The following is a 26,884-nucleotide window of genomic DNA, read 5'->3' as shown; positions in this document are numbered from 1 at the left end:
ATATATTTCGATAGAAGAACGGTGAAGGAGGACAACACGATGAATCTCATTAAACAAATTGTGAACAAAAAATTAAATCATATTTCTACAAAAGAATTATTGAAATATAGTAAAGAATACGAAGTTTCAATTACAACTGCACAAGCTGATAAAATCGTTTTACTTATGAAAGGGAAAAATATTAACATTTACGATAATACCGAGCGACTAGAGCTCTTAAAACAAATCGCAAAAGTAACCTCTCCTGCCACTGCCCAACAAGTAAATACTTTATTTCAGCAACTATTAAAATAAGGAGGGGAAAATCCCCTCCTTATTGCGCTTTAATTTTTTCAAGAAGTCCTTCATCAAAAGTACCATTTTTCAGCATTTCGATTTCTAATTTATATGGTGGCTTCTTATCTTTTTTATCTTCACCTACATACGGTGTTTCAAGAATTTTTGGTACGTGTTTTAGTTGCGGGTGATGCACAATGTGATGCAATGCCTTATAGCCAATATGACCAAAACCAATATTCTCATGACGGTCTTTTCCAGCTCCGCGGACATTTTTGCTATCGTTAATATGAAGTACTTGTAAACGATCTATCCCAACAATCTTATCAAAATCGTTTAACACACCGTCAAAATCATTGACAATATCATAACCTGCATCGTGCGTATGACACGTATCAAAACATACAGATAACTTTTCATTATATTTTACGCCATCAATAATTTTCGCAATTTCTTCAAAGCTACGACCGCATTCTGTTCCTTTTCCTGCCATCGTTTCTAGCGCAATATTAACCGTTTGTTCTGGCGTTATTACTTCATTAAGCCCTTTAATAATTTGCTGAATACCAGCATCTGCTCCTGCACCAACGTGAGCTCCTGGGTGAAGAACAATTTGTCTCGCCACACCTAATGCTGCCGTTCTTTCAATTTCCATACGAAGGAAGTCAACACCTAATTGAAACGTCTCAGGTTTCGTCGTATTCCCAACATTAATAATATACGGAGCGTGGACGATAATTTCCTCAATACCGTTCAGTTCCATATGTTTTCTTCCTGCTTCTATATTCAATTCTTCAATTGGTTTTCTTCGCGTATTTTGTGGTGCACCTGTATAAATCATAAACGTTGTTGCACCGTATGAAACAGCCTCTTCACTTGCTGCTAATAACATCTTCTTACCACTCATTGAAACATGAGATCCAATCTTTAACATACAATCACCTCTTCAATATACAATAGATATAATGATAGCATAATTTGTAGAAATATGTAGTGAATTGTTTGTTCATAAAAAAGGCACTACACAAATTAAAATGACTATTTAAACAGTCCGCACTCTACACTGAAATTAAACGGATAAAGTGAAACTTTAGTCAACGTTGTTTCTAATCCCTCACTAATTATTAGCCCGCATCAATCGGTTTTCTCACAAGTAGCGAGATAAAAAAAAATAAGGGAAATCCCTTATCTTTTTTTATTGCTATATTTTTTCTTCACTTTTTCACGTTCTGTTGCAAGTTTTCGTTTATAGTTTGGTTTTACTTTTTTCGGCTTTTTAACAACTTTCGTTGCCATAACATCCAGTCCATCACTTGGTTTTTTACGACTCTTACGACGACGACGTTCACCTAAATCCGCCCACTCATCTCCGCGTAAATCTACATGCTTAAACTCGATATGACGTTGTTTTTCTAAACTATCTAACGCTTCTTCATTTGCTGGATCATAAATCGTCACTGCAATACCTGAATGACCCGCACGTGCAGTTCTTCCAACACGGTGAACGAAGAAATCTAAATCTGATGGAAGTTCATAGTTAATAACATGACTAATCCCTTCAATATCGATACCACGTGCTGCTAAATCAGTCGCAACAATATATTGGAATTCAAGATCACGAACTTGTTTCATCATTTTTTTACGATCACGTGGTGATAAATCACCGTGAATTCGTCCAACCTTTAAGCCACGCTCTGTTAATCCATCAGCAACTTGGTCTGCCATTTTCTTCGTATTAGTGAAAACAATTGCTAAATACGGTTTAAATTGAAGTAGCATATTTTTCACTAATTCAATTTTATTACGGTGTCTTGAAGGCACAAGGTAATGCTCAATATTTCCTGCTGCAACTTGCTTCGGATTAATATGAATATGTTCTGGATTCTCCATATATTTCTTCAAAAACGGTTTTAATTTTTGAGGAATCGTTGCAGAGAAAACTAGCATTTGCAAGTTTTTAGGCATACGTGCTGCAATTTTATCTACATCTTGAATGAATCCCATATCAAGCATTAAATCCGCTTCATCGACAATAATAGTATCCGCTTTATAAACAAATAGCGCCTTTTCTTCTACTAGGTCTTTAATACGTCCTGGTGTTCCAACTACAATATGAGGTTGTTTTTTCAACTTTTCAATTGATCGTTGTTTATCAGTTCCACCAATTAAACAACGTGCTGTAATCATTTGCTCTTCTGCACAGAACTTTGTTAATTTCACGATTTCTTCGTAAATTTGTTGTGCTAACTCACGAGTAGGCGCTGTAATAACAAGTTGTACTTCTTCACGACTTGCATCAATTCTGTTTAATGTAGGAAGTAAGTATGCATGTGTTTTCCCAGAACCTGTTTGGGATTGTCCAATTACACTCACACCTTTTTTCACAACCGGGAAAATTTTCTGTTGAATTCCTGTCGGCTCTGAAAAGCGTAGTTCACGAACTGCATCTATTAAAAATGGTTTAAAATCATACTGTGTAAAAGTTTGTAGTGTCATAAGTTACACCTTCTTTCTGAAATTTCTACTGCGCGCACAAATCAGTCAAGTCTACATTATATCGAAATCTACAAGTAAAATCCATCTTTTCTTTAGTTTAGGTTTTCATCATAAAAACTAACCTTCTTTCCTTCCACTGCATATTGTATGTGTATATACCTAATTGAAGAAAGGAGGATTTCTCATATGTATCCGAAACCCCCTATAGGGCAAATGCATCCTAATCAAGGACATCACTCTTATACACCATACCCAATTCCCCAACTACCACCGATGGCACAAAAAAAGAAAGGTTTTCTTTCTAAACTCTTTAAAAAACACGATCCTACGGAGCCTTTCATGCAAATGGTCCCTCCCTATCGGCAAATGGAAGGGCCGCCGATGATGCACCAGCAACCGCCGCCGCAATATCAACAGCAATACCAGCAACAATACTCACAGCAATATCAACCATATATGCAGCAACATCCTCAACAAATGATACCACCTCAAATGTATGAATCAAATGAAACGCGCGGTGCGGCGACAACTACAGCTGCTGCGACATCTAGCAGCGGCATCGGAAGCTTTTTTTCGAATCTAATTTCGAATCCAACTAATATGATAAATAATATCGAAAAAGTATCCCAAGTTGTTCAATCGGTAGGACCTGTCGTCGAGCAATACGGTCCAATTATGCGTAGTCTACCAAGCATTGTTAAAATCCTCACCTCTGGAAAAGGCACGGAGGAAAAACAAGCTGAAGACCAGCCAGGAGAAGTTGAAGTAGTCACTCCACCTCCTCCACCAAAAAAGAGAAAAAGAAAAAAAATTGTGATTGAGCCAATAATAGAAAAAGAATTACCTGAAGAGCCTATCCAACAAATAGCAACAAAACCAAAACTATATGTGTAACAATCCTTTGTTTTCTATCCACTCCTCCTTTATAATGTAATGGACTATGCACAAAAGTATCCCTTGTTTAGAAGGAGAGGATTACTCACATGAAGATTGTTAAAATTTCCCCTCGTGGTTATTGCTACGGCGTTGTTGACGCGATGGTTATTGCACGTAACGCCGCATTAGATAAATCATTACCGAGACCCATTTATATTTTAGGTATGATTGTTCACAATAAGCATGTAACAGATGCTTTCGAAGAGGATGGCATCATTACATTAGACGGTCCAAGTCGATTAGAAATTTTAGATAAAATCGATTCTGGTACTGTTATTTTTACTGCACACGGTGTTTCTCCAGAAGTTAAACAACGTGCAAAAGAAAAAGGTTTAACGACAATCGACGCAACTTGTCCAGACGTTACAAAAACACATGACCTTATTGAAGCAAAGAAAGCTGAAGGATATCATGTCATTTATATCGGCAAAAAAAACCATCCAGAACCAGAAGGCGCAGTTGGTATTGCACCTGATATCGTTCATCTTATCGAAAGAGCTGATGATTTAAGAACATTAGAAATCCCAACGGATAAAATTTTAGTTACGAACCAAACAACAATGAGTCAATGGGATGTTCAACATTTAATGGAGGACATTCAAAAAAAATTCCCAACAGCAGAATTCCATAAGGAAATTTGTTTAGCAACTCAAGTTCGCCAAGAAGCTGTCGCTAAACAAGCTGATGTTGCGGATTTAACAATTGTTGTCGGTGATCCGAAAAGTAACAACTCCAACCGTTTAGCGCAAGTATCACAAGAAATTGCTGGTACGAAAGCATACCGTGTTGCAGATGTAAGTGAAATTCAATTAGAATGGCTACAAGGCATCGAAAACGTCGCAGTTACAGCAGGCGCTTCTACTCCAACGCCAATTACGAAAGAGGTTATAGCTTTCTTAGAGCAATATGACCCAATGAATCCAGCTACATGGGACAGAACTCGAAATGTACCACTTCAAAAGATTTTGCCACGTGTAAAAGTAAAGAAACAGCAATAATAAAAACCGTTGCCTACATGAGCAACGGTTTTCGTTATTTTTATACAAATGTGAAAGGATCCGTATGTAACTGCGAAGCATGAATTTGCACATTAAATTTCTTTTCATCTACTTTGTTTTGCAATTGTTTTTGTACGCCTTGCTTCATTACTTTTTCAACATTATGTCCTGGGTCAACTATATTTAAACCGAGCATCATCGCATCGTGAGCAACATGATAATACATATCACCCGTTACATATACATCTGCCCCTTTAAATTTCGCTTGGTTTATGTATTTATTACCGTCACCACCAAGCACAGCAACTTTACGCACTTTATCTTCTAACTTCCCAACAACTCTTGCACCCTTCACATGTAATGATTGTTTCACGTGTTCAGCAAACTGCCCAAGTGTCATTTCTTCTTGTAAATATCCTATTTTACCAAGACCTAATGTTTCACCTTTATTATCCAGCGGATATATATCATATGCCACTTCTTCATATGGATGAGCTACCAACATCGCTTTAATAATTTTTCTTTGTAGTGAAGCTGGAATAATTGTTTCGATACGCACCTCGTCCACACGCTCTAACCGCCCAGTTTCCCCGATATAAGGATTTGTCCCTTCTCTAGGGAGAAACGTACCTACCCCTTCACTACCGAACGTACAGTGGCTATAATTACCGATATAACCAGCACCCGCATCTCCAAGAGCTTTGCGCACCTCTTCTGCATGAGTTACTGGAACAAATACAGCAATTTTTTTCATTTCTTCTGCGTATGTCGGAACTAATACTTCTGTATTTTGTAACCCTAATGCATCAGCAAGTAAATCATTTACCCCGCCTGTAGCAATGTCTACATTTGTATGGGCCGCATAAACTGCAATATCATTTTTAATACACGTTTCAATAATTCTTCCGTACGCCTTATCTGTATGAATCGCTTTTAACGGATTAAAAATTAGAGGGTGATGCGCAATAATGACATTCGCTCCTAATTGAATCGCCTCGTCCACAACTTCCTCCGTTACATCTAACGCTATTAATACGTGCTGAACAGGTTTATTAAGCGCTCCAATCTGTAAGCCAATCTTATCCCCTTCCATCGCTAAATGCTTCGGATACATACCTTCAAATAAAGAAATAATTTCATGGCCATTCGGAATTTTACTCATGATAAAACCTCCCCTATCATTTTCATTTTCGCTTCTACTTCTGCACGCTTCACTTTTGTCTCTTCAGACTCTGCTGCACGCTCTAACTGCTTTAAAATATTTTGGAAGTTTTTCAATTCCCCTTCCCACTTTTCAACAAAAGCCTCACTTTTTTCTTTTATTAAAAATGGACCCATAAATAATTCAGCTTGTTTATGTTCAGAGTAAGGTACTGTGATATCTCCTCGCTCTCCGACTAAAATCTCATAAATTTTCCCGTCTTCTTTTACGATTTTTTCATGGATAAGCTCCCAGCCATTCTCAATAAACCATTCACGAATATGATGTGCAGCAATATTAGGCTGTAAGATTAAACGCGTTACACCTTTTAATTTTTCTTTACCACTTTCTAAAATGTCACGAATTAACGCTCCACCCATACCAGCAATCGTAATAACATCTACTTCTCCTGGGGTAATAACAGCTAACCCATTACCTTTACGAACATCTACTTTACCTTGCAAGCCACTCTCAGCTACAGTCGCTTGCGCAGAGCGAAACGGCCCATCTACAACTTCTCCTGCAACTGCTTTTGTAGCAATATTATTTATAATTGTATAACACGGTAAATACGCATGATCCGACCCAATATCAGCTACTGTAGATCCTACCGGAATCTCCCGCACAACTTCTTCTAATCGTTTTGAAAGCTTTACTTCATTCATGTATTTCCATTACTCCTTCTCTTGTCAGTCTGTCTCCATGATAATGAATTTATAGTAGTTGTTGCAAGTCCATAACAACACTTCAATTCTCTATTACTAATCGTATTTTAGAAAGTATAGAAAAACAAGCCTTTTGCACAAAAGCAAAAGGCTTGTAATACGAAACTTTATTTTTTCTTCGATAACCAATCAGCTACTTTAGTTGCTTGATCAGCTGGAACTACATTTGGTGGCATATTCCCTTTTCCTTTTGAAAGAATTTCTTTAATTTCATCTTTCGAAAGTTTCCCACCAATTTTTTGCAAATTAGGTCCTACTGCTCCTTGTAACTGATCACCATGACAGCTCGTACAGCTTTGCTTCACAATATCCTCTGGCTTTGATACTGTTTGTGCTGGTTTCCCGCCATTTTTTGCATCAGCTAACTCTTTAGATTTATGTAGCCCTTGAAATGAAAATACAAACATAACGATAATACCTAATGCTGCAATAAGAGCGAACGGAATCAGCGGATTACGTTTCATATCTCTTCTCCCCCCTCTATACCCCTAAATAGTTAGATGATTCAGTCATTTCCATTGTACTTGAAAACGCTCTATCAGAAAAGAGTAAACTATTACTTGTTAAAAATATTCCATAAATTCAGTTTATTGATTTTCACTTTTATATCGCATATTATTTCGATAAATATTAACGTTTCTCATCATATTTTTCACTTTTCTACATATTTTTTTGTATAGAATAAACAAAATTAATCGAAAAATCGAAAAATGAGCATTTGCAAATCAAAAGACAATTCTGTAAAATAAATTACAAGAAATTGTAATCGTTGCTGATAGCTAAATTTTAACAAAAATTAACAAAATAAAAAAGTTTACTTCACAATCGTGAAGTAAACTTAAAAATAACCTATTCTAAGAAATCCTTAAGACGTTTACTACGGCTCGGATGTCTTAATTTGCGAAGTGCTTTTGCTTCAATTTGACGAATACGTTCTCTCGTTACGCCGAATACTTTCCCAACTTCTTCAAGCGTACGAGTTCGTCCATCATCTAAACCAAAACGAAGACGTAGAACATTTTCTTCACGATCTGTTAGTGTATCTAGCACATCTTCTAATTGTTCTTTTAGCAATTCATACGCTGCATGGTCCGCAGGCGATGTTGCTTCTTGGTCTTCAATAAAGTCACCTAAATGGGAGTCGTCTTCTTCACCAATTGGTGTTTCAAGAGAAACTGGCTCCTGTGCAATTTTTAAGATTTCGCGTACTTTTTCTGGAGCAAGATCCATTTCTTCACCAATCTCTTCAGGAGATGGTTCGCGTCCTAAATCTTGTAACAATTGACGTTGTACACGAATTAACTTATTAATTGTTTCAACCATATGAACTGGAATACGAATTGTTCGCGCTTGGTCTGCAATCGCACGTGTAATAGCTTGGCGAATCCACCAAGTTGCATACGTACTAAATTTAAACCCTTTACGATAATCGAACTTTTCAACCGCTTTAATTAGACCCATATTCCCTTCTTGGATTAAGTCTAAGAAAAGCATACCGCGGCCCACATAGCGCTTTGCAATACTTACTACAAGACGTAAGTTTGCTTCCGCAAGACGGCGTTTTGCTTCTTCATCGCCTTCTTCAATACGCGTCGCAAGTCGAATTTCTTCTTCAGCGGATAGTAAGTCAACGCGACCAATTTCTTTTAAGTACATACGGACAGGATCATTGATTTTCACACCTGGTGGCACACTTAAATCATTGAGGTCGAATTCTTCTTCCGTTTTTGTAATTTGGCGATTATTAGGACCTTCTTCGTTGTCATTGTCACCAACTAAGTCAATTCCTTGTTCACCTAAATATTCATAATATTCATCCATTTGGTCGGATTCAATTTCAAATCCATTCATGCGTTCTGCAATCTCTTCATATGTAAGAACGCCACGTTTTTTTCCGAGCTCAGTGAGTTGTTCTTTCACTTGCTCAAGGGTCATTTCAGTTTCAATTTGTTTAGAACGAGCTGGTTTGTCAGCCATCTGTTCCCCTCCTTACGCGAGATACAAACATTCATTATACTAAAATTTTATCGAAAAAGCTATTTTCTTGCTTTTTGATTTTGTAAATATGCTACATAATATTTAGCAGCCTCTACAGGATCTGTTTTTTCCATTTGTTTTACTTTAAAGATAATTTCCATCTTTTCAAGTTTTTCCTTATGACGTCTGAGCGCCTCCAAATGGCCTTGTAACGCTTCTTCTGTGTATTCTGGATTAATAAATTCATCCGTCGAAATATCAGTGATAATATTTTTCAACTTTTCATCAGAGAGCCAACTTAAAAATGTTCCGACTGAAGGTTCATTTCCCTTTTCATAATATGCGTATAGTTCATATAAAATCCCTTTATGTTCTTCTGTATAAAAATCTTCTATATGAGATTCCATACGCACTGCCACTTCTGCACTTTGCAACATATGGTAAATAATTTCTCTTTCTGCTCTTTCAAAACCTGTTAATTTCGGTTTAGTTTGAACAATTTGAGATGGCTTAGAGACCTGCTTTATTTGTTTTTGCTGTACCTTTTGTTCTTTGCGATATTGGTGTAATTGATTCAAAAGTGTTTCCATTGAATACGAAAATTCTTGCGATAATGACTTTAAATATGACTCGGCCTGCATCGCGTCCTGCAACAATGATAACTCTTTTAAAACACTTTTCACATATTCTTCTTTGCCAGACTCATCTTGCAAATTTTTCCCTAAACGCAAATAATTTATTTTGAAACCAACAAAACTTATACTTGATTTCACAAGATTTTCAAAAGCCGTTGTTCCATATTGTTGCACATATTCATCAGGGTCAAGCTTATCTGGCAATGGTGTAACTTTCACTTGGCAACCAACTTGCAATAATAATTGCCCTGCTTTCATCGTCGCTTCTCGCCCTGCTTTATCACCATCATAGCAAAGAACAACAGTTTCAACGTTACGTCGCAGAAGTTTCGCTTGTTCTTCAGTTAAAGCCGTTCCCATTGTCGCAACAGCTTCTTCCACGCCACTTTTTACCGCGGCTAGTACATCGGCATAACCTTCAAATAGGACAACCTGCCCACGTTTTCTAATAAACGGCCTCGCTTGGTGGAAATTATACAACAGCTTACTTTTGTGAAAAATCGGTGTTTCAGGGCTATTTAAATATTTCGGAGTATCATCTCCTAGCGCCCTTCCACTAAACGCTATCACCTTACCTTGTAAAGTATATATCGGAAACATAACCCTTCCTCGGAAGCGGTCATAATGACTACCATCCTTCTCACTTCTTATAAGAAGGCCAGCTTGTTCCATACTAGATAGCGACAAACCTCTTTTTTGTAAAATTTTCGTTGCTGCATCCCAAGCTGGTGATGCATAACCAATTTCAAATTTCTCTATCATCTCTTTTGTAATACCACGTTTTAATAAATACGAAAGTGCTTCATTTCCCTCTTCTGTATTTACTAATAAATGATGATAATACTTTTTCAAAAGCTCATGAGCCTGTTGCATGATGACAGTGTCATCAGATATGTCTTCTTGCTGTCCTTGCCCTGATGTATACTCTGCAATTGCAATTCCATTTCTTTCACCAAGCTTTTGAACAGCCTCGGTGAAAGCAAGTCCTTCCATTTTCATAAGAAAGGAAAATACATTTCCACCTTCTCCACATCCGAAGCAATGAAAGATTTGCTTATCAGATGAAACAGAGAATGAAGGTGAATTCTCACCATGAAATGGACAAAGGCCGAAATAGTTACGCCCCTGCTTTCTAAGTTGAACATACTCACCAATAACTTCTACAATATCGGATGATGTCCGAATCTGTTCAACAACTTCTTCGGGAATTCTGTTCCCCATAACTCCATCTCCGTGTCGTATTTTGTATTCGATATAAATTAAAAGATTCCTTTATAATTCGACAATATTTTTCTAAATTTATTAGAAAGTGCTGTCGATCACGTTGTGCAAATGATTTTGGGCCTTTCGTATAAGCCCCGCCTGCGTAACTTCGCAGATACATACCTATTATATAAAATTGTATCCATTTGCTCATCCTTTACAAATGTACCTCTTGGAGACAATACCTATACTCCATTTTTTCACAAGAAAACTAGCAAGACCCACATCCTGTGTGATCACGAGATCTGTAACTTTTGCATGTTGATATATATAAATCAACTTCATCTTGCTTAGAATCTACATAGACCCAATTCCTTGCTGTTTTCTTGAACGATGAGCATGCGATGCGACAAACAAAATTTCGACATAAATTTTTGTTCCAACTTGCACAATTTCATCCTTCACGGGACATGCATCTGCATCAACTAATATCTTACTGATGTTTTGCATATTTCTGTATTCTACATCCCTTCTGTGAATCCTTCCATAATGTGCGTTTTCTTGTTTAGATTTTGTCGATTTAACGTAATTACATGTCTTTTTCGCAAATCCTATCCCTAGTTTATTCTGAAAAATTAAAGTCTAAACGTAAAATATAGGTTTTTATCACAATTTTTTATTATAATATATTTTCTTCAACTACGCTACATATCCCTTTAATTTTCATCTTACATTTAAAGATAACAAAATCATTCCTTTAGCATAATTAAAAAACGACAGAATATAAGTATAACCATTCCGCTATATTCTATTACTAAGCCGAAAGTTCATGATCTATTTCGCATTTTCCTCTACCTACTTCTGACGAGCGAAAAAAGCACATTCACCTTTGGTAAATGTGCTAAAACATTTTTTGGTTTTGCACTGCATTCACAATAATATTTGCCGTTTCCTCAATCGCCTTATTTGATACATCGATCACTTGACAATTTATTTTACTCACTACATTCTCAAAATGAATGATTTCTTCTTTAATACGATTAATATTTGCATATGTTGCTCCATCACTTAATCCAAGTGATTTTAATCGTTCTTTTCGAATATGATTTAACTTATCCGGTGTAATTTTCAAACCGAAACATTTCTCTTTTGCCACTTGATATAATTCCTCAGGCGGATCCACTTCCGGTACAAGTGGTACATTAGCAACTTTCAAGCGTTTGTTATGCGCTAAATATTGTGAAAGTGGTGTTTTTGATGTACGTGAAATTCCAATCAACACGATATCGGCTTTTAAAATACCACGTGCATCTCTGCCATCATCATACTTAACTGCAAATTCAATCGCTTCAATTTTTTTAAAGTACTCTTCATCTAATCTTCGAACGACACCTGGCTCATACCTTGGTACTTGCCCTGTAATTTCTTCAATTTGATCGATAAGAGGTCCGATAATATCGTATGCCTCTACTCCTTCTTTTGCCGCTTCTGTCACTAAATATTGACGCATATCAGGCTTTACTAACGTAAAACAAATAAGCGCTTGATTGCTCTTGGCAATCGAGATCACTTCTTTTAATGTCCCTGTATCTTCTACATACGGTACACGTCTAATATCAGGAGCGAATGGGAACTGCCCCATTGCCGCTCTAACAACCAAATCAGCCGTTTCTCCTACAGAGTCAGATACGACATATACGATTTTATTATCCATTACATTACCTCACTTTAAACAAATTACACTTATTCGTTATTTACTAAATTGACAAACGCACGCGTAATATTTGTTTTTGTAATTCGTCCAATCACTTCTAGACCTTGTTTCGTATCCTTTACAACTGGCATTGCATCAATCTGTCTTTCTATTAATTCCATCGCAATATCATATAAAGAATCCTCCCTGCGACACATCGCAATGTTTGGCATCCTTGTCATGATAATATTAACCGGAAGAGAGGTTAAATCCTGCTTTCCTAAGCTCGCTCGCAATAAATCTTTACGAGATACAACGCCAACTAATAAAGTAGATTGATCTACAACAAATAATGTACCAACGTCCTCTAGGAACATAGTACAGATTGCATCGTATACTGATACATTTTTATCAATTACAGCCGGTCTAGATTGATAATCTTGCACTTTAATTTTCTTAACAGCTTCAGATAATAGCTGTCCCCCAGTTTTACCCGTATAAAAATAACCTACGCGTGGACGCGCTTCTAAATAACCAGCCATCGTTAAAATTGCTAAGTCTGGTCTTAGCGTTGCACGTGTTAAACCCAATTGCGCAGCAATTGACTCCCCTGTAATAGGACCGTGATCTTTTACAATCTGAATGATATGTTCTTGCCGTTTATTCAGCTCTATGATAATCACCACCTTTAATGCACAACGAAAAAAGTTATACTATCTCTTAAATATTATATACTAAATATGCTATTCGAAAAAGAAAGTATGTAAAAAGGACCGTATACGGCCCTAATTATATTTGAAACTTATCAAGTTGTTCTAGGAAACGCCTTGATTTCAAATAAATCCCACAATATTCATCATAATATGTATTCAATACTGTGCGCATTTGTTTTTTTGTACTATCCTTCACCGATACATTACCGAGCCGGTGTAAATCGAAGTGAAAAAAGAGACGTAATAATTTATGAACAGCCTCTCCCACCGGGATACGATACGGATCTTGCTCCGCATGACGCGAGCACAGAAAACCACCTTCTCGGACAGAGAAGGCGACAAAATCTGTTGCTTGATGACAAATAGCACATGTATCAAAATACGGGCGCATCCCTAATACCGGAAGCATTTTCGTTTGATAAATTAACGATAATACCTCTGGGTCAACACCCTCACACATATAATGCAACGTTTGATATAACATTTCAAATAAATACGGATTATGCTTCTTATCTTCTGTTGCTTTATCAGTTAATTCAATAATAAATGATGCATAAGCAGTTAAAAATATATCCTCGCGAATTTCTTTCATAGATGAAATAATCTCGCCTTGTTGCAAAGTTCCAAGTCCAGATCCCATTTGAATAAGAAAATGACCATGTGTCATAAGTTGCGAAATAGCTGCTAACCGACTTTTCGGTTTTTTCGCCCCTCTTGCCATTGCACTTACCTTACCAAATTCCCGTGAGAATATTGTAACAATCTTGTTCGTTTCTCCGTAATCTGTCGTACGAATAACAATGCCCTCAACTTTTTGAAACATGTTCGTCACCATCCAAGGTTTGAACAAAACGGGTCAAGAAATTGGAGAATCTAAATGCGCTAACTCCTCTTCATGTTGATCCATCTCATCGTTTACGTCTTTTTCCATTTCTTTCAAAAGCAAATACGTTTCAATGCTTCCTGTTTTGGAGAAAAACTTCCAGGTAAAATCTAGCATAAGAATCCACCTTTCTCAATAAGCGTAGCCTATAAACCAATTTCTTTTGTTGTTATTAAATTGACCCATTTTGTTCATTTTCATGTGAGAAAAATTTTTCCTAATTTATCAAGGTTTATGAAAACCAATAATCAGTGGATGAACAAACCATCCACTGATCACAACTTTACTTCATATTAATATTCGTCTTCACGGAAACCAAGGTCACGCAGCTGTGACATTTTATTGCGCCAATCTTTTTGCACTTTCACCCATACTTCTAAAAATACTTTAGAACCGAGAAGTGCTTCAATGTCAAAGCGAGCTCGCTTACCGACTTCTTTTAACATCTTCCCTTGCTTACCGATAATAATTCCTTTTTGTGATGCGCGTTCAACAACAATCGTTGCATTTATATAAACTGCCCCGCCTTCACGTTTTTGAATTGCATCAATAACAACAGCTACAGAATGCGGCACTTCTTCACGTGTTAAATGTAGTACTTTTTCACGAATAAGCTCTGCAATAATAAATCGCTCTGGATGATCCGTTACTTGATTATCTGGGTAGTATTGTGGTCCTTCTGGTAAATACTTTTTAATTGCTCCAATTAACGCTTCCACATTATTACCGTCTAATGCAGAAATTGGTACAATCTCTGCAAACTCATGTAGCTTACGGTATTGATCAATTAACTCTAATAATTGCTCTGGATGAACTTGGTCAATTTTATTAATTACCAAAAATACCGGTTGTTTCGTTTCTTGTAATTTCTCAATAATGAATTCCTCACCACGACCAAATCCTTCAGTTGCATTGACCATAAACAGAACAATATCAACTTCTTTCAATGTCGTTTGAGCCATCTTCACCATGAAGTCACCTAGTTTATGTTTAGGTTTATGTATTCCTGGTGTATCAATGAAAATCACTTGTGAATCATTTTCTGTATATACACCTTGAATTTTATTACGAGTTGTTTGTGGCTTGTCGCTCATAATGGCAATCTTCTGGCCGATAATACGATTTAAAAATGTAGATTTCCCAACATTCGGTCTGCCAATAATAGAGACAAAACCTGATTTATAACCTTTTCTATTCATGTAAATCCTCCGCTAAAAATGCTCCTGGTAACAATTCTCCGACTGTTGTCTCTTGAACGTCACCATGTAAGTTTGATAAGTATACTTTCGTATCCTGTTTACATAATTCTACCATAACTTGTCGACATGCTCCACAAGGAGGTACTGGGCGCTTTGTATCCGCTACGACTGCAATAGCTACAAACTCTTTATCTCCTTCAGAAATCGCCTTAAATAAAGCTGTTCTTTCTGCACAGTTACATAAACCATATGATGCATTTTCAACATTACATCCACGATATATTTTTCCATCTTTAGTTAGTAAAGCTGCACCTACTTGAAATTTAGAATATGGTACGTACGCTTGTTTACGCGCTTCGGTTGCTTCCTGAATTAATTGTTTGCTATTCATATTCCCGCATCCTTTCCGTTCACAGATGTGAATAGATACACTCTTTGATTAAAGGCCTTCACGGCGCTCCTAAAGCTTAATAAAAGCTTTGGAATGCAACTATACCATATACGGTAAAAAGATAATAGCACCAATTACAACAGCTATAATTGCAAACAATAAAACCGCTCCCGCCGCAACATCCTTTGCAATTTTTGCAAACGGATGAATATCGGTGGTTGCCAAGTCTACTGTTTTTTCAATAGCCGTATTCACCATCTCCAAACTCATTACAATCCCAATCACAATAAGTACTACAATCCATTCTGTTTTTGTAATATGGAAATAAAAGCCGCAGCATATAACAATGACTGCGGCTAAATAATGAATTTTCATATTTCGTTCATAATGAAGACAAAAGTATATACCAGCTATAGCATATCCAAAACTATCTAAAAGTTTTCCTTTTTTCATCGTCCTAATCCAAATGCCTCTAAAATTTCTTTTTGTCTTCCAAACATTTCTTTTTCATCCTCTTCTGTCATGTGATCATAACCAAGCAAATGTAAAAAGCCATGTAACGCTAAAAATCCGAGTTCACGATCAAAAGAATGTCCATATTCCTCAGCTTGTTCTTTTGCTCTTGGAATAGAAATAATAAGATCCCCTAACATACGTGGCATCTCTGCACCGACGATTTCCATTTCGCCTTCTCCCATTTCTTCCATTGCAAAAGAAATAACGTCCGTAGGCTGATCCTTATCTCGGTAGTCACGGTTAATTTCGCGAATACGTTCATTATCTACAAACGTAACCGATAATTCTGCTCCTTCTTCTATATTTTCCATTTGGGCTGCTTTCTCTACCAATCCTCGAATCAAACTTATATATTCGTCTTTCACTTCTTCTGTTTCATCAATAAAATCAATTAATAAACTCATTCTTTCTCCTTTTCTTCCGGCAGTTCCGGATATGTAATACGAGAATGGAAAATACCATTTAATGTTTCACATAACGTTTTACCAACAATTTGTAATTCTTTAAATGTCAAATCACATTCACTAAATTGCCCATCTTGCAAACGATCTCTAATAATACTTTGCACTAAATTATTAATTTGATCTGGCGTTGGATGATTCATCGAACGTACCGCCGCTTCTACACTATCAGCAATACCAACAATTGCCGACTCTTTAGATGTTGCTTTTGATCCTGGATAGCGGAACATCTCTTCCTTATATTTCTCTTTATCCTCTTTAATCGCTTTATAGTAAAAATATTTAAGCAACGTTGTACCGTGATGCTGTCCGGCAATATCAATAATTCCTTGGGGAATATGATACTCTTCCAACATCCTCACCCCATCAGTTACATGAGCAATGATAATATCTTTACTCGTTACAGGATCTAATTTATCATGCGGGTTTTTAATTCCCATCTGGTTTTCAATAAAAAACTGCGGTTGTACTGTCTTTCCTACATCATGATAATATGCCCCTACACGCGCTAACACTCCATTTGCTCCAACCGCTTCACAAGCAGCTTCAGACAGATTCGCTACCATTACACTATGGTGATACGTACCCGGTGCTTCTAATAAGATTTTACGCAGGAGCGGGTGATTCGGACTTGAAAGTTCCATTAATTTCATACTGGATACAATGCCGAGTCCACTTTCTAAATACGGTAAAATCCCCATAGCTAGAACAGAAGAAATAATCCCTGAAATTGCAGCCATTAATAATTGTACACCAATTTCAAGAGGTGAAAAGTTCCCATTACGCAATAGTAACAATGCAGCTAATACGACTACATTTAATACAGAAACGAGTATACCAGCTTGTAAAATCATCGTACGACGATTTTTTTCTCTCAAGAAAATACTAACTGATAATGAACTTAATAAAACGTATATCCCCACACTATAATTCAATGTACTCGTTACACCTTCATTAAACATAATACTTCCGCACACAGAAAAGATCATACTTGTTAAAAATACAAATCGATCACCAATCATTAATTTTACAAGTATTGTTCCCATCGCGACCGGAACAACATACGCGATTCCTGCATATTCAAGCTTTTGAAACAAACTAATGATTTTCATTAAAACAATCGTGATAGACAGAATTGTGATATACGCTAAGACATACGGCCTATCTTCTCGTTTTCGCTGTAAAAACACTTCAAACTGCTTATGCATAAAGTACAATAACACACAAATTAGTACAGCCAGACCAACATAAGGTTGGAAGGTATTGCCCTTCTCTAGCAATCCGGCTAACTTCAACTGCTCGTATGCTTCTCGTGAAATCGTATCGCCTTCTTTCACAAGAACTTGCCCTTGAAGAATAAAAACTGATGCAACTGAATCTTCCGCTATTTTTTTACTATCTTTCGTCGCAGCTGAATCATAAAAGTAGTTTGCTGTAATCGCATACTTTCCTAATGTATTCACCGCATCTTTTAAATCACTGCTTATACTTACGCTACTCATTTCAGTAACAAATTGTTCTCTTGCAGCTTCTTCTTGATCCATTTTGATGTGTTCTCTCATAATTTTATTAACTGCAGTTACAGCCGCATCCTTCGCCAATGACAATTGACTTGAATCAGCATTAATAAATTTTAGCAAAATCGGATCTGTTAAACTTTTCGCTAAATCTGTTGGTAATTTCTTCTTTAACTTGTCCAATTTGTCCACATCAGAAATTTTTTTATACTCGTCTGGACCAGCCGATTTAGCCTCTGCCTCTACTTCATTTACCGCATCAAAAACGGAATTTACAATATCCACTTTATTTTGCTTATATTCACTTTTATATGTATATTTATCCTCGACCTTTTGGGCGGCTTCGTTTTTCTTTTTCGCTGTTGCAGCTTTATCTTCAATTTTAATAGGAGAGTGAATTGTTTTTTTAGAAATATCGAGCTCTTTAACATCTAATTGCTCTGGTTTTACATTATTCATAAGTGCAAAAAACAGTACTGCTCCTAATAAAACGTAAGAAATCCAACTTAGTTTTTTCGAATGTTGTATATTACGAAACCACTTAAAAATTTCTTGAGATCTTGACATGATTTCAATACCTTCTCCTCTCCAGAAATAAAGTGAAACTATTTATAGCTTTTATTTCTTCCAGCCAACGATGCTTTTGGGCAACATTTTTTATACACCATCATCTATAGTTTATTTCCTTCTTTTTTAATGATAGTAAAAAATCTGCCTTTCGCCAACCTTATCATACAAAAAGAAATGATCCTGACAAATAGGATCATTCCATTTTATCATATGCCTCAATAATACGTTGCACTAACGGGTGTCTCACAACGTCTGTTTGTTCCAGTGTAATGAACGAAAGACCTGACACACCAGACAAAACATTAGCAGCAATAGAAAGACCTGATTTTACCCCTTTTGGCAAGTCTACCTGTGAAGGATCTCCAGTAATAACCATTTTAGAAGTAAAACCTAATCGTGTTAAAAACATTTTTATTTGGGCACCAGTTGTATTCTGTGCTTCATCTAATATAACAAATGAATCATCAAGAGTACGCCCTCTCATATAAGCAAGGGGTGCAATTTCAATTACACCTCGCTCCATCATACGCTGTGTATATTCTTGTCCAAGAATATCGTGCAATGCATCATACAACGGGCGTAAATACGGATCTACTTTTTCTTTCAAATCACCCGGTAAAAACCCTAGACTCTCCCCTGCTTCTACAGCAGGTCTTGTTAAAATAATTTTCTTTACATACCCTTGCTTTAACGCTCTCACAGCCATTACTACAGCCAAGTATGTTTTCCCTGTCCCAGCAGGTCCTATTCCAAATACAATATCATTCTTTTTCATTGCATGAATATATCGTCTTTGTCCCATCGTTTTCACACGAATGGATTTACCTTTTGCTGTTTTAAAAATTTCCTCTTCATATAGTTCTTCGAATTGAGCGATTTTTCCTTGTTGCCCAAGCTGAATTGCATACGCAACATCTCTTTCCGAAATTGACACACCTTTACGGATAACAACAAGTAACTGTTGTAAGATTTTTTCTACGAGCGCCACAGTTTCATCTGCGCCAGATACACGAACAGACTCTCCTCTAGTCACAATCGATACACTAAGTTCTCGTTCAATTACTTTTAAATGAGCATCATTTACCCCAAAAAGAGCGATTGCCTCGTTGGGATTTTCCAATTGTTGGTTCATTTCTACTAATTGTTCTGCCATTACTCAGTCTCCTTGAATATCGGATTCAGATATTGGTTGTGGCTCTGCAATATTTTCAATCACTGTATAATGTAATGTGACCTTTAGGTGATCCACCTCAACCTCTTGATTCAAAATCTTATCACTTACAATCATAGCATGTTCATCCAATTTTTTCTTTAGTTCTTTTTCTGCCATCTCTTTTGCTACTTTCATTGCTTGCTTTTCAGTATATTCTCGGTTCGCTTCTTCCTCTTCTCGCACAATATCTTTTTCGTATGCAATTGGTAATGTAAAACCAAATAATTTCACATCATGTTTTACACTTTCAGTACGAGAGCGCTTATACTTATCATGTTTAAATCCCCAAATTTTTATTTTAGCACTCCCAAATTTAAGAAAATATTCATTATACGAATTACCCGTATACACATGAAATTGTGTCTTTAACGGCACATCCACCTCAGATTTGTACCACGTCTCTCCATATACAATACCTTTAGCCGAAACAACTGTTGGATTCTCCTCATTACCATACACCCCTGATACGAGAAGTTGCCCCTTTTCTACATGGTCATTTTTCATAACGACTGGTTTTCCAACTTCCACAAACGTTTTTGTAATAGTCGCTTCTTTTTTTGCCACTAAGTTTTGTGGCTGTTGTTCCTTTTCTTTTTTCGGTTCATTTTTTTCAACAATTTTAAAATGATATGTTGTCCCTCTTATTTCCAATCCTGCCCAAGTAATCGCATTAATATTATCCGTTAAATGACGTTGAACATCTTCTACATTAGGCATTTGGAACTGTAATTTCCCTTTTTTAATACCCATTTTGTCCAATTCTTTTATCAATATATATTCTGTTTCAGGTTTTGCTCCTGTAATTTCAATTTTCCACACCATATTCGATAATGCAATCATTCCGAAAAAAAATATTAAAAAACCAATTAAAAATCCACTATTTTTAATTAAACGCTTATTCCAAAAAGGAAAACCGTAACGTCCAATAAAATATAATTTGCACTCATTTTTTCTATAGATTGGTTTTATTTTTTTCACATCTCGTAATAACATGCAAAAAACTAACGTTTCATCTGCAATCTTCTTTACATCCCAAACTAATAATTTTCTACGAACACACTCGTTAACAAAGCGTTCCGCCCCTCTACCTTCAATCCGTACCTTTACATACCCAAGCCACTTTATAAACCATTTATTTTTCATCGACTATCTCCACTACCTTTCTAAAAGTAGATACAATACCTTTCACTCTAAGTATCAAAATAGCTCGTACTAAAATGAAATAAAGCGGAACTTTAATCAGCGAGGGTTTCATCCCCACTAATTATCCCCTCACTAATCGGGCATTTTCTTTGTATGAACTGAATATTAAGATTGGATTACTACCTGTTAATGGGGATAAGGAAGAAAAACTTCACAAACGGAAGTTTCCCCTCACTCCTCTTTCTTTTCATTTTCTAAAAATGTCACTTGTTCAATTATCCCTTCAAGTAAAAGTTCTTCTGGAAGGATTGTTTTAATAACAAAGGATTGACCTTTAATTAATAATTGACCATGTTTTAATAGCAATCTTACCTCTTTATCTGAAAACACTAATAATCCTCGATGATTTTCTATATAGATATGCACTTGCCCAACAAGCGTGATCCGAGGTAGATCCATTAACACATCCACTGGCAGGTCTATTTGCTTCGTTAACCAATTCTTCATTTGTTCTAATTTCTTCATCTCCAAAAGACCCCCTCTCATCCCATATGTATGAAAAAAGAGCTTGTAATATCACGTCCAAACTGAAAAAAAGCATAAAAAAACGTCTCATACGAAATGAGACGTTTTTTTATGCTAATAGCTGTATAACCAGCTTATTCACTAGTGATCCGTCTGTTTTACCTTTTACTTTCGGCATAATAGCAGTCATCACTTTACCCATATCTGCTTTAGAAGTAGCACCAACTTCAGAAATAACTTGCTTAATTAAATCAGCTAATTCTTCTTCTGTTAATTGCTCCGGCAAATATGCGCTTAAAATCTGAATTTCACTTTGCAGTTTATCAACAAGGTCTTCACGACCAGCTTTTTTAAATTCAAGGAGGGAGTCCTTATACTGTTTTACTTCACGAGCTAAAACTGTTAATTCCTCTTCTTCAGTAAGAGTATGTTGCAGTTTAATACCTTCATTTTGTAAAGCAGCCTTAACCATACGAATGACGGTTAATTTTTCTTTTTGTTTATTCTTCATCGCTTGTTTCATATCATCGTTTAAACGACCGAGAAGACTCATAACTTACACCCTCTCTTAGAATTTACGCTTTCTTGCCGCTTCAGATTTCTTCTTACGTTTTACACTTGGTTTTTCATAAAACTCGCGCTTTCTTGCTTCAGCAAGTGTACCAGTTTTAGAAACCGATCTTTTAAAACGGCGAAGTGCATCCTCCAAAGACTCGTTTTTACGAACGACTGTTTTTGACATTCTCTTTCCCTCCCTCCGAAACATCACACTTACATACTAACTTCAGCATGCAAAAAGAAACACTTCTTCAGCATGTCTTTTACGATTATAATACATTTTATCACTTCAGGTCAACTATTTGGCAGAATAAAAGAAGAAGAGATGCTCTTCCTTTTTCAAAAACTATGTAGATAGCTGTTATCTCTTTCCCTTAAAAATAAATATATTTTTATCACTAAATTATTTTTATACAGAGAACTGCTAAAAAATACTCAGTTAACGAGCAATCCATTACATCCTCTTTCAATACTTAACTTCTCCACAAACGAAAAAAGCATGCAAACCCTTTTTGTTTGCATGCTTTTTATTATGCGCTTGCTGATTCTTTTTTCACATCATCTTCAAGAACACGAACAAACTGCGCTTCGTTATATGGATAACCAGCTTTTGTAATTTTCACTTTTACTAGCTTACCAATTAATTCTTCAGATCCTTCAAACACAATTTTTAAATAGTTATCTGTATAACCTACATATAACCCTTCACGGTCACCATCTTTAAATGTCTCTTCCGGAATAATTTCAAGTACTTCACCTTCAAACCCAGAAGCATACTCTTTCGCTAATTGATTAGATAGCTCAATTAGACGATGAACACGATCGTTCTTCACATCTTCAGGAACTTGATCTTCCATACGTGCTGCTGGTGTACCTGTACGTTTTGAATAAGGGAAAACGTGTAATTCAGAGAATCGATTCTCTTTAATGAAATTGTACGTTTCCATGAATTCTTCTTCTGTTTCACCTGGGAATCCAACGATTACATCTGATGTGATCGCAAGACCTGGTAGCGCCTCTTTCAAACGATCTAAACGCTCTTGGAAAAATTCCATCGTATACTTACGGCGCATACGTTTTAATACAGTATTAGATCCTGATTGCAGTGGAATATGCAAGTGACGTACAACTACTTCAGATTTATCTAGCACTTCAATTACTTCATCTGAAATTTGACTCGCTTCGATAGAAGAAATACGAAGACGTTTCAATCCGCCTACTTCTGCTTCCATATCACGAAGTAATCCAGCTAAGTTATAATCTTTTATATCTTCACCGTATCCACCTGTATGAATACCTGTTAATACGATTTCTTTATAACCTGCATCTACTAATTGTTGTGCTTGTTTAATAACTTCTTTTCCATCACGAGAACGCATTAAACCACGCGCCCAAGGAATGATGCAAAATGTACAGAAGTTATTGCAACCTTCTTGTATTTTTAAAGATGCACGTGTACGGTCCGTGAAATATGGTACATCAAGCTCTTCGTATACACGTGTTTTCATAATATTGCGGACAGCATTAATTGGTTGACGCTCTTTACGGAACTCTTCGATGTATCCTAACATTTTCTCACGATCTTGCGTACCAACAACAATATCTACACCTGGAATTGCCATGATTTCAGCTGGAGATGTTTGTGCATAACATCCAGTTACACAAATTACCGCATCTGGATTTTGACGTACAGCACGTCTAATTACTTGACGGCTTTTTTTATCTCCAGTATTCGTTACTGTACATGTATTAATAACATATACATCAGATTTCTTTTCATATTCAGTTCTTTCATAACCACCTTGTTTAAACAATTGCCAAATCGCTTCTGTTTCATAGTGGTTTACTTTACAACCTAACGTGTGGAACGCAACAGTTGCCATTGATTATCACCCCATCAATTCAAAATGATAAGAAGCGGCACTTAACGCATAAAGCGGAGCCGTTTCTGTTCTTAAAATTCTTGGTCCTAAACTACATGGTACAAATTTATGTTCACGAAGTGCAGTAATCTCTTCCTCCGCTAAGCCGCCTTCTGGTCCAAATACAATTAACAGTTTTTGACCCGGTTTAATCGTCGCTAAAGCTTTCGCAAAATTAGATTTCTCACCTTGTTTTGCTTCCTCTTCATACGCAACAAGACAACTATCATACTCACTACTCATTGCAAGTAATTGCTTAAATGATGCAGGAGCATGCACTTCTGGAATTTCACTTCTATGTGATTGTTCCGCAGCTTCTTTCACAATCTTTTTCAAACGCTCAACTTTTTTATCTGCTTTTTTCGCATCCCATTTTACAATAGAGCGAGATGCTTGAAAGGGTAAAAATGCAGCTGCCCCAAGCTCAGTTCCTTTTTGAAAAATTAACTCTAGCTTGTCTCCTTTCGGCAGTCCACTTGCAATCGTCACGAACACAGGAAGTTCGCTTGACGCCTCTATCCATTCTACAATAGCGGTATCCACAAATTCACTGGTAATTTCAGCAATTGAACATTCTGCTGTTTTACCATTTACACAGCAATAAATGTGGTCACCAGCTGACATACGCATCACTCTTGCGATGTGATGGACATCATCACCCATTATGCGAATACTTGTCTCATTTACATATTTCTCTTCTACAAAATAACGTTGCATATAATCACCTTAGTAGAGTTTCGTTCCTTTCGTAAGTCAACACTTACGAAAAGAACGAAACGTTATCATTTTCATATAACAAACGGCAAGTCCCTCACCTTATATAGTGAGAGACTCCCCTGTTCTTTATAGACTAAAATCTATATTACGCATTTCGTGCAATAATTGCTACCCAATCTTCCATTCGAAGCACGTCTTCAATTGTAAATCCAGCTTTTTCTAACGCTTCAGAAATTACTTTTTCTTTCGCCGCAATAATACCAGATGTAATAAATAATCCACCTGGCTTCACAACTCTCGCTGCATCTTCAGGGAATAGAAGAATAATTTCCGCTAATAAATTTGCTACGATTAAATCAACCGGACCTTCAATACCTTCTAATAGACTATTCTGTCCAACATTGACAATGTCATCTGTTTTATTTAAGCGCACATTCATCTCTGCACTTTCAACTGCAACTGGGTCTAAATCATACGCTTGAACAGAAGCCGCACCTAATTTTGCTGCTGCAATACTAAGTACCCCCGAACCTGTCCCCACATCAATCACAGTATCACCTGGCTGAACTGTTTTTTCTAAAGCACGAATACACATCGTTGTTGTTGGATGTGTCCCTGTACCAAACGCCATACCTGGATCTAATTCAATAATTTTTTCATCTGGAGAAGACGGTGTATATTCTTCCCACGTCGGCACAATTGTGAATGTATCAGAAATTTGAACTGGATGATAATATTTCTTCCAAGCAGTAGCCCAATCTTCCTCATCGACTTCATTAATTGTAATGTTTCCTGTACCAATTTCGATGTCGAAAGATGGTAGCGCATCAATAGATGATTTTACACTTGCAACCATTTCGTGTAAAGAATCCGTTTGTGGGAAATATGCTTTCACCAAAACACCCTCACTTGGGTATTCATCTGGGTTAAGTGCATAAATCTCACCGTATTGTTGCTCACGCTCTTTCGTTAACTCCGCCGGATCCTCAATTGCAACCCCGCTAGCGCCTGCTTCGTGCAAAATATGAGAGACAGCTTCTACTGCTTCTTCTGTTGTATGAATACTAATTTCTGACCATTTCACAATTTACCAACTCCATTTTTTATTTCCATTATTCCCCTTTGAAAGCACGTTTAAGCTTTCCGAATAAGCTATCATCTTGATTTTCCTGACCTGCGAATTCACGCAATAATTCTTTTTGATGCGAAGTTAATTTCGTCGGTACAACGACACGAACCACTACGTATTGATCTCCTTGACCATATCCACGTACATTCGGAGCTCCTTTTCCTTTTAGACGGAATTCCGTTCCTGTTTGTGTTCCTGCTGGAATTTTCAACTTCACTTTCCCGTGAACTGTAGGTACTTCTACTTCAGCACCAAGCGCTACTTGTGCGAATGTCAATGGCATTTCACAAATAATATGATCGCCATCACGTTCGAAGAATTCATGATTTCTCACATGAACAACAACATATAAGTCACCTGCCGGCCCACCATTCACACCCGCTTCGCCTTTACCAGACACGCGAATTTGTTGACCATTATCAATACCAGCTGGAATTTTCACATTAATTTTTTTGCGTTTACGTACTTTACCAGAACCATGGCATGTCGTACATTTCTCTTTAATCATTTGACCTGTTCCTGAGCAATGGTTACACGCTTGACGGTTTACAATACGGCCAAATGGTGTATTTTGTTCTACACTTATTTGACCTGTTCCTGAACAATGTTTACATGTTTCTTTTGAAGTTCCCGGTTTCGCTCCACTACCGTGGCAAGTATCACATGGATCTTCTACTGGAATCTCAACGTTTAATTCTTTACCAAAAATTGCTTCTTCAAACTCTAAAGTAACTTGATATTGTAAATCAGCACCTTGACGCGGAGCATTTGGATCACGACGTCTGCCGCCGCCACCAAAGAACGAACTAAAGATATCCTCAAATCCGAAACCTCCACCAAAGTCTCCGCCACCGAAGCCTTGATTTGGTCCAGCATGACCGAACTGATCATACTGCGCGCGTTTTTGATCATCACTTAATACTTCATATGCTTCTTGTACTTCTTTAAATTTTTCAATTGCATTTTCTTCTTTACTTACGTCTGGATGGTACTTTTTAGCCAAACGACGATACGCTTTTTTAATTTCATCTTTAGAAGCGCCCTTGCTAAGACCAAGGACCTCATAATAGTCTCGTTTATTCATAAATTTGTAACCCCCGAATCTTTCACATAAACGTAATTTTAACACCGAAAGAAAGTGCTTTGCAACAAAGTTTCCTCACTTACAATATGCAAAGCTCAAAACTTAAGACCTTCTCAAGAATGTCTTAACACAAATAACCACTTTTTTCTTATTCGTGAAAAAAGCCAAAGCCAAGGCACGCTTGACTTTGACTTTTTGTCATC

At 36.8% G+C, this 26,884-nt stretch carries 28 protein-coding genes and 1 pseudogene; 3 read left to right on the top strand and 26 right to left on the bottom strand.

Annotated elements, in window-relative coordinates; all coding sequences use genetic code 11:
• Positions 1-39: 39 nt before the first annotated feature.
• Positions 40-294: a DUF2624 domain-containing protein gene (locus tag U860_RS0103535; protein ID WP_002173488.1), complete on the top strand. Its 255-nt coding sequence runs from the start codon at positions 40-42 to the stop codon at positions 292-294.
• A 19-nt stretch (positions 295-313) separates the two neighbouring features.
• On the opposite strand, the gene U860_RS0103530 is transcribed toward U860_RS0103535, so the two are convergent.
• Complete coding sequence (locus U860_RS0103530) at positions 314-1,210, bottom strand: deoxyribonuclease IV (protein ID WP_025147420.1); 897 nt, start codon at positions 1,208-1,210, stop codon at positions 314-316.
• A gap of 251 nt (positions 1,211-1,461) precedes the next feature.
• Positions 1,462-2,772: a DEAD/DEAH box helicase gene (locus tag U860_RS0103525; RefSeq protein WP_025147419.1), complete on the bottom strand. Its 1,311-nt coding sequence runs from the start codon at positions 2,770-2,772 to the stop codon at positions 1,462-1,464.
• Between the two features lie 186 nt (positions 2,773-2,958).
• Here U860_RS0103525 and vrrA point away from each other — a divergent pair, with 186 nt between their 5' ends.
• Positions 2,959-3,666, top strand: coding sequence for a VrrA/YqfQ family protein (gene vrrA, locus U860_RS0103520; protein ID WP_025147418.1), 708 nt, complete (start codon positions 2,959-2,961; stop codon positions 3,664-3,666).
• Positions 3,667-3,755: 89 nt separating this feature from the next.
• On the top strand, positions 3,756-4,706 hold the full coding sequence (locus U860_RS0103515) for a 4-hydroxy-3-methylbut-2-enyl diphosphate reductase (RefSeq protein WP_025147417.1): 951 nt from the start codon (positions 3,756-3,758) through the stop codon (positions 4,704-4,706).
• A 40-nt stretch (positions 4,707-4,746) separates the two neighbouring features.
• On the opposite strand, the gene U860_RS0103510 is transcribed toward U860_RS0103515, so the two are convergent.
• The 24 genes and pseudogenes from U860_RS0103510 to dnaJ all read right to left on the bottom strand — a co-directional run bounded on the left by U860_RS0103510 (position 4,747) and on the right by dnaJ (position 26,681).
• Positions 4,747-5,868, bottom strand: coding sequence for a Nif3-like dinuclear metal center hexameric protein (locus U860_RS0103510; RefSeq protein ID WP_025147416.1), 1,122 nt, complete (start codon positions 5,866-5,868; stop codon positions 4,747-4,749).
• A complete protein-coding gene (locus U860_RS0103505) occupies positions 5,865-6,572 on the bottom strand; it encodes a tRNA (adenine(22)-N(1))-methyltransferase TrmK (protein ID WP_025147415.1) in 708 nt (235 codons plus the stop codon). The genes U860_RS0103510 and U860_RS0103505 overlap by 4 nt, the downstream gene beginning before the upstream one ends.
• A gap of 167 nt (positions 6,573-6,739) precedes the next feature.
• Positions 6,740-7,096 (bottom strand): cytochrome c550, encoded by a 357-nt coding sequence (cccA, locus tag U860_RS0103500; protein ID WP_025147414.1) that lies wholly within the window; start codon positions 7,094-7,096, stop codon positions 6,740-6,742.
• Between the two features lie 385 nt (positions 7,097-7,481).
• Positions 7,482-8,609, bottom strand: a complete 1,128-nt coding sequence (rpoD, locus tag U860_RS0103495; RefSeq protein WP_000764066.1) for an RNA polymerase sigma factor RpoD — start codon at positions 8,607-8,609, stop codon at positions 7,482-7,484.
• Between the two features lie 59 nt (positions 8,610-8,668).
• A complete protein-coding gene (dnaG, locus tag U860_RS0103490) occupies positions 8,669-10,465 on the bottom strand; it encodes a DNA primase (RefSeq protein ID WP_025147413.1) in 1,797 nt (598 codons plus the stop codon).
• Between the two features lie 38 nt (positions 10,466-10,503).
• Positions 10,504-10,957, bottom strand: a pseudogene (locus U860_RS36950) (YaiI/YqxD family protein).
• Between the two features lie 391 nt (positions 10,958-11,348).
• Positions 11,349-12,161 (bottom strand): pyruvate, water dikinase regulatory protein, encoded by an 813-nt coding sequence (locus tag U860_RS0103480; RefSeq protein ID WP_025147412.1) that lies wholly within the window; start codon positions 12,159-12,161, stop codon positions 11,349-11,351.
• Positions 12,162-12,190: 29 nt separating this feature from the next.
• Positions 12,191-12,823, bottom strand: a complete 633-nt coding sequence (locus U860_RS0103475; RefSeq protein ID WP_000583755.1) for a helix-turn-helix transcriptional regulator — start codon at positions 12,821-12,823, stop codon at positions 12,191-12,193.
• Positions 12,824-12,929: 106 nt separating this feature from the next.
• On the bottom strand, positions 12,930-13,676 hold the full coding sequence (recO, locus tag U860_RS0103470) for a DNA repair protein RecO (protein WP_002173498.1): 747 nt from the start codon (positions 13,674-13,676) through the stop codon (positions 12,930-12,932).
• Positions 13,677-13,709: 33 nt separating this feature from the next.
• A complete protein-coding gene (locus U860_RS31120) occupies positions 13,710-13,853 on the bottom strand; it encodes a YqzL family protein (RefSeq protein WP_000883924.1) in 144 nt (47 codons plus the stop codon).
• A gap of 176 nt (positions 13,854-14,029) precedes the next feature.
• On the bottom strand, positions 14,030-14,935 hold the full coding sequence (era, locus tag U860_RS0103460; protein WP_001080234.1) for a GTPase Era: 906 nt from the start codon (positions 14,933-14,935) through the stop codon (positions 14,030-14,032).
• A complete protein-coding gene (locus tag U860_RS0103455; RefSeq protein WP_002173499.1) occupies positions 14,928-15,326 on the bottom strand; it encodes a cytidine deaminase in 399 nt (132 codons plus the stop codon). Before U860_RS0103455 ends, era begins: the two co-directional genes overlap by 8 nt.
• Positions 15,327-15,425: 99 nt before the next feature.
• Complete coding sequence (locus U860_RS0103450; protein WP_025147411.1) at positions 15,426-15,779, bottom strand: diacylglycerol kinase family protein; 354 nt, start codon at positions 15,777-15,779, stop codon at positions 15,426-15,428.
• Positions 15,776-16,246 (bottom strand): rRNA maturation RNase YbeY, encoded by a 471-nt coding sequence (gene ybeY / locus U860_RS0103445; protein WP_002088675.1) that lies wholly within the window; start codon positions 16,244-16,246, stop codon positions 15,776-15,778. Before ybeY ends, U860_RS0103450 begins: the two co-directional genes overlap by 4 nt.
• Positions 16,243-18,387, bottom strand: coding sequence for an HD family phosphohydrolase (locus U860_RS0103440; RefSeq protein ID WP_025147410.1), 2,145 nt, complete (start codon positions 18,385-18,387; stop codon positions 16,243-16,245). Before U860_RS0103440 ends, ybeY begins: the two co-directional genes overlap by 4 nt.
• Positions 18,388-18,583: 196 nt before the next feature.
• Complete coding sequence (locus U860_RS0103435; RefSeq protein ID WP_002173502.1) at positions 18,584-19,543, bottom strand: PhoH family protein; 960 nt, start codon at positions 19,541-19,543, stop codon at positions 18,584-18,586.
• 3 nt (positions 19,544-19,546) lie between these two features.
• Positions 19,547-20,746, bottom strand: coding sequence for a sporulation protein YqfD (yqfD, locus tag U860_RS0103430; protein WP_025147409.1), 1,200 nt, complete (start codon positions 20,744-20,746; stop codon positions 19,547-19,549).
• A 231-nt stretch (positions 20,747-20,977) separates the two neighbouring features.
• On the bottom strand, positions 20,978-21,271 hold the full coding sequence (gene yqfC / locus U860_RS0103420; protein ID WP_002088680.1) for a sporulation protein YqfC: 294 nt from the start codon (positions 21,269-21,271) through the stop codon (positions 20,978-20,980).
• 109 nt (positions 21,272-21,380) lie between these two features.
• Entirely contained in the window at positions 21,381-21,824 is a 444-nt protein-coding gene (locus U860_RS0103415) for a GatB/YqeY domain-containing protein (protein ID WP_002173504.1), read from the bottom strand.
• Between the two features lie 15 nt (positions 21,825-21,839).
• Positions 21,840-22,013, bottom strand: coding sequence for a 30S ribosomal protein S21 (rpsU, locus tag U860_RS0103410; RefSeq protein WP_000048061.1), 174 nt, complete (start codon positions 22,011-22,013; stop codon positions 21,840-21,842).
• 346 nt (positions 22,014-22,359) lie between these two features.
• Positions 22,360-23,712, bottom strand: a complete 1,353-nt coding sequence (mtaB, locus tag U860_RS0103405; protein WP_002173505.1) for a tRNA (N(6)-L-threonylcarbamoyladenosine(37)-C(2))-methylthiotransferase MtaB — start codon at positions 23,710-23,712, stop codon at positions 22,360-22,362.
• 6 nt (positions 23,713-23,718) lie between these two features.
• The gene (locus U860_RS0103400) at positions 23,719-24,468 is read right to left on the bottom strand and encodes a 16S rRNA (uracil(1498)-N(3))-methyltransferase (RefSeq protein WP_002173506.1); all 750 of its coding nucleotides are present in this window, start codon (positions 24,466-24,468) and stop codon (positions 23,719-23,721) included.
• A gap of 145 nt (positions 24,469-24,613) precedes the next feature.
• Complete coding sequence (prmA, locus tag U860_RS0103395) at positions 24,614-25,552, bottom strand: 50S ribosomal protein L11 methyltransferase (protein ID WP_025147408.1); 939 nt, start codon at positions 25,550-25,552, stop codon at positions 24,614-24,616.
• A gap of 28 nt (positions 25,553-25,580) precedes the next feature.
• Positions 25,581-26,681 (bottom strand): chaperone protein DnaJ, encoded by a 1,101-nt coding sequence (dnaJ, locus tag U860_RS0103390; protein WP_025147407.1) that lies wholly within the window; start codon positions 26,679-26,681, stop codon positions 25,581-25,583.
• Between the last annotated feature and the right edge of the window lie 203 nt (positions 26,682-26,884).

This window comes from Bacillus sp. H1a, assembly GCF_000633475.1.
Lineage (GTDB): Bacteria > Bacillota > Bacilli > Bacillales > Bacillaceae_G > Bacillus_A > Bacillus_A paramycoides.
Note: the sequence above shows the minus strand (reverse complement) of the source record. Positions and strands in the feature narration are given on the sequence as shown.

Excerpts from the sequence above, each read along its gene's own strand:
- U860_RS0103535 (WP_002173488.1), top strand. The coding sequence starts at position 40 with ATGAATCTCATTAAACAAATTGTGAACAAAAAATTAAATCATATTTCT.
- U860_RS0103530 (WP_025147420.1), bottom strand. The coding sequence starts at position 1,210 with ATGTTAAAGATTGGATCTCATGTTTCAATGAGTGGTAAGAAGATGTTA.
- U860_RS0103525 (WP_025147419.1), bottom strand. The coding sequence starts at position 2,772 with ATGACACTACAAACTTTTACACAGTATGATTTTAAACCATTTTTAATA.
- vrrA (WP_025147418.1), top strand. The coding sequence starts at position 2,959 with ATGTATCCGAAACCCCCTATAGGGCAAATGCATCCTAATCAAGGACAT.
- U860_RS0103515 (WP_025147417.1), top strand. The coding sequence starts at position 3,756 with ATGAAGATTGTTAAAATTTCCCCTCGTGGTTATTGCTACGGCGTTGTT.
- U860_RS0103510 (WP_025147416.1), bottom strand. The coding sequence starts at position 5,868 with ATGAGTAAAATTCCGAATGGCCATGAAATTATTTCTTTATTTGAAGGT.
- U860_RS0103505 (WP_025147415.1), bottom strand. The coding sequence starts at position 6,572 with ATGAATGAAGTAAAGCTTTCAAAACGATTAGAAGAAGTTGTGCGGGAG.
- cccA (WP_025147414.1), bottom strand. The coding sequence starts at position 7,096 with ATGAAACGTAATCCGCTGATTCCGTTCGCTCTTATTGCAGCATTAGGT.
- rpoD (WP_000764066.1), bottom strand. The coding sequence starts at position 8,609 with ATGGCTGACAAACCAGCTCGTTCTAAACAAATTGAAACTGAAATGACC.
- dnaG (WP_025147413.1), bottom strand. The coding sequence starts at position 10,465 with ATGGGGAACAGAATTCCCGAAGAAGTTGTTGAACAGATTCGGACATCA.
- U860_RS0103480 (WP_025147412.1), bottom strand. The coding sequence starts at position 12,161 with ATGGATAATAAAATCGTATATGTCGTATCTGACTCTGTAGGAGAAACG.
- recO (WP_002173498.1), bottom strand. The coding sequence starts at position 13,676 with ATGTTTCAAAAAGTTGAGGGCATTGTTATTCGTACGACAGATTACGGA.
- U860_RS31120 (WP_000883924.1), bottom strand. The coding sequence starts at position 13,853 with ATGCTAGATTTTACCTGGAAGTTTTTCTCCAAAACAGGAAGCATTGAA.
- era (WP_001080234.1), bottom strand. The coding sequence starts at position 14,935 with ATGAATAGAAAAGGTTATAAATCAGGTTTTGTCTCTATTATTGGCAGA.
- U860_RS0103455 (WP_002173499.1), bottom strand. The coding sequence starts at position 15,326 with ATGAATAGCAAACAATTAATTCAGGAAGCAACCGAAGCGCGTAAACAA.
- U860_RS0103450 (WP_025147411.1), bottom strand. The coding sequence starts at position 15,779 with ATGAAAAAAGGAAAACTTTTAGATAGTTTTGGATATGCTATAGCTGGT.
- ybeY (WP_002088675.1), bottom strand. The coding sequence starts at position 16,246 with ATGAGTTTATTAATTGATTTTATTGATGAAACAGAAGAAGTGAAAGAC.
- U860_RS0103440 (WP_025147410.1), bottom strand. The coding sequence starts at position 18,387 with ATGTCAAGATCTCAAGAAATTTTTAAGTGGTTTCGTAATATACAACAT.
- U860_RS0103435 (WP_002173502.1), bottom strand. The coding sequence starts at position 19,543 with ATGGCAGAACAATTAGTAGAAATGAACCAACAATTGGAAAATCCCAAC.
- yqfD (WP_025147409.1), bottom strand. The coding sequence starts at position 20,746 with ATGAAAAATAAATGGTTTATAAAGTGGCTTGGGTATGTAAAGGTACGG.
- yqfC (WP_002088680.1), bottom strand. The coding sequence starts at position 21,271 with ATGAAGAAATTAGAACAAATGAAGAATTGGTTAACGAAGCAAATAGAC.
- U860_RS0103415 (WP_002173504.1), bottom strand. The coding sequence starts at position 21,824 with ATGAGTCTTCTCGGTCGTTTAAACGATGATATGAAACAAGCGATGAAG.
- rpsU (WP_000048061.1), bottom strand. The coding sequence starts at position 22,013 with ATGTCAAAAACAGTCGTTCGTAAAAACGAGTCTTTGGAGGATGCACTT.
- mtaB (WP_002173505.1), bottom strand. The coding sequence starts at position 23,712 with ATGGCAACTGTTGCGTTCCACACGTTAGGTTGTAAAGTAAACCACTAT.
- U860_RS0103400 (WP_002173506.1), bottom strand. The coding sequence starts at position 24,468 with ATGCAACGTTATTTTGTAGAAGAGAAATATGTAAATGAGACAAGTATT.
- dnaJ (WP_025147407.1), bottom strand. The coding sequence starts at position 26,681 with ATGAATAAACGAGACTATTATGAGGTCCTTGGTCTTAGCAAGGGCGCT.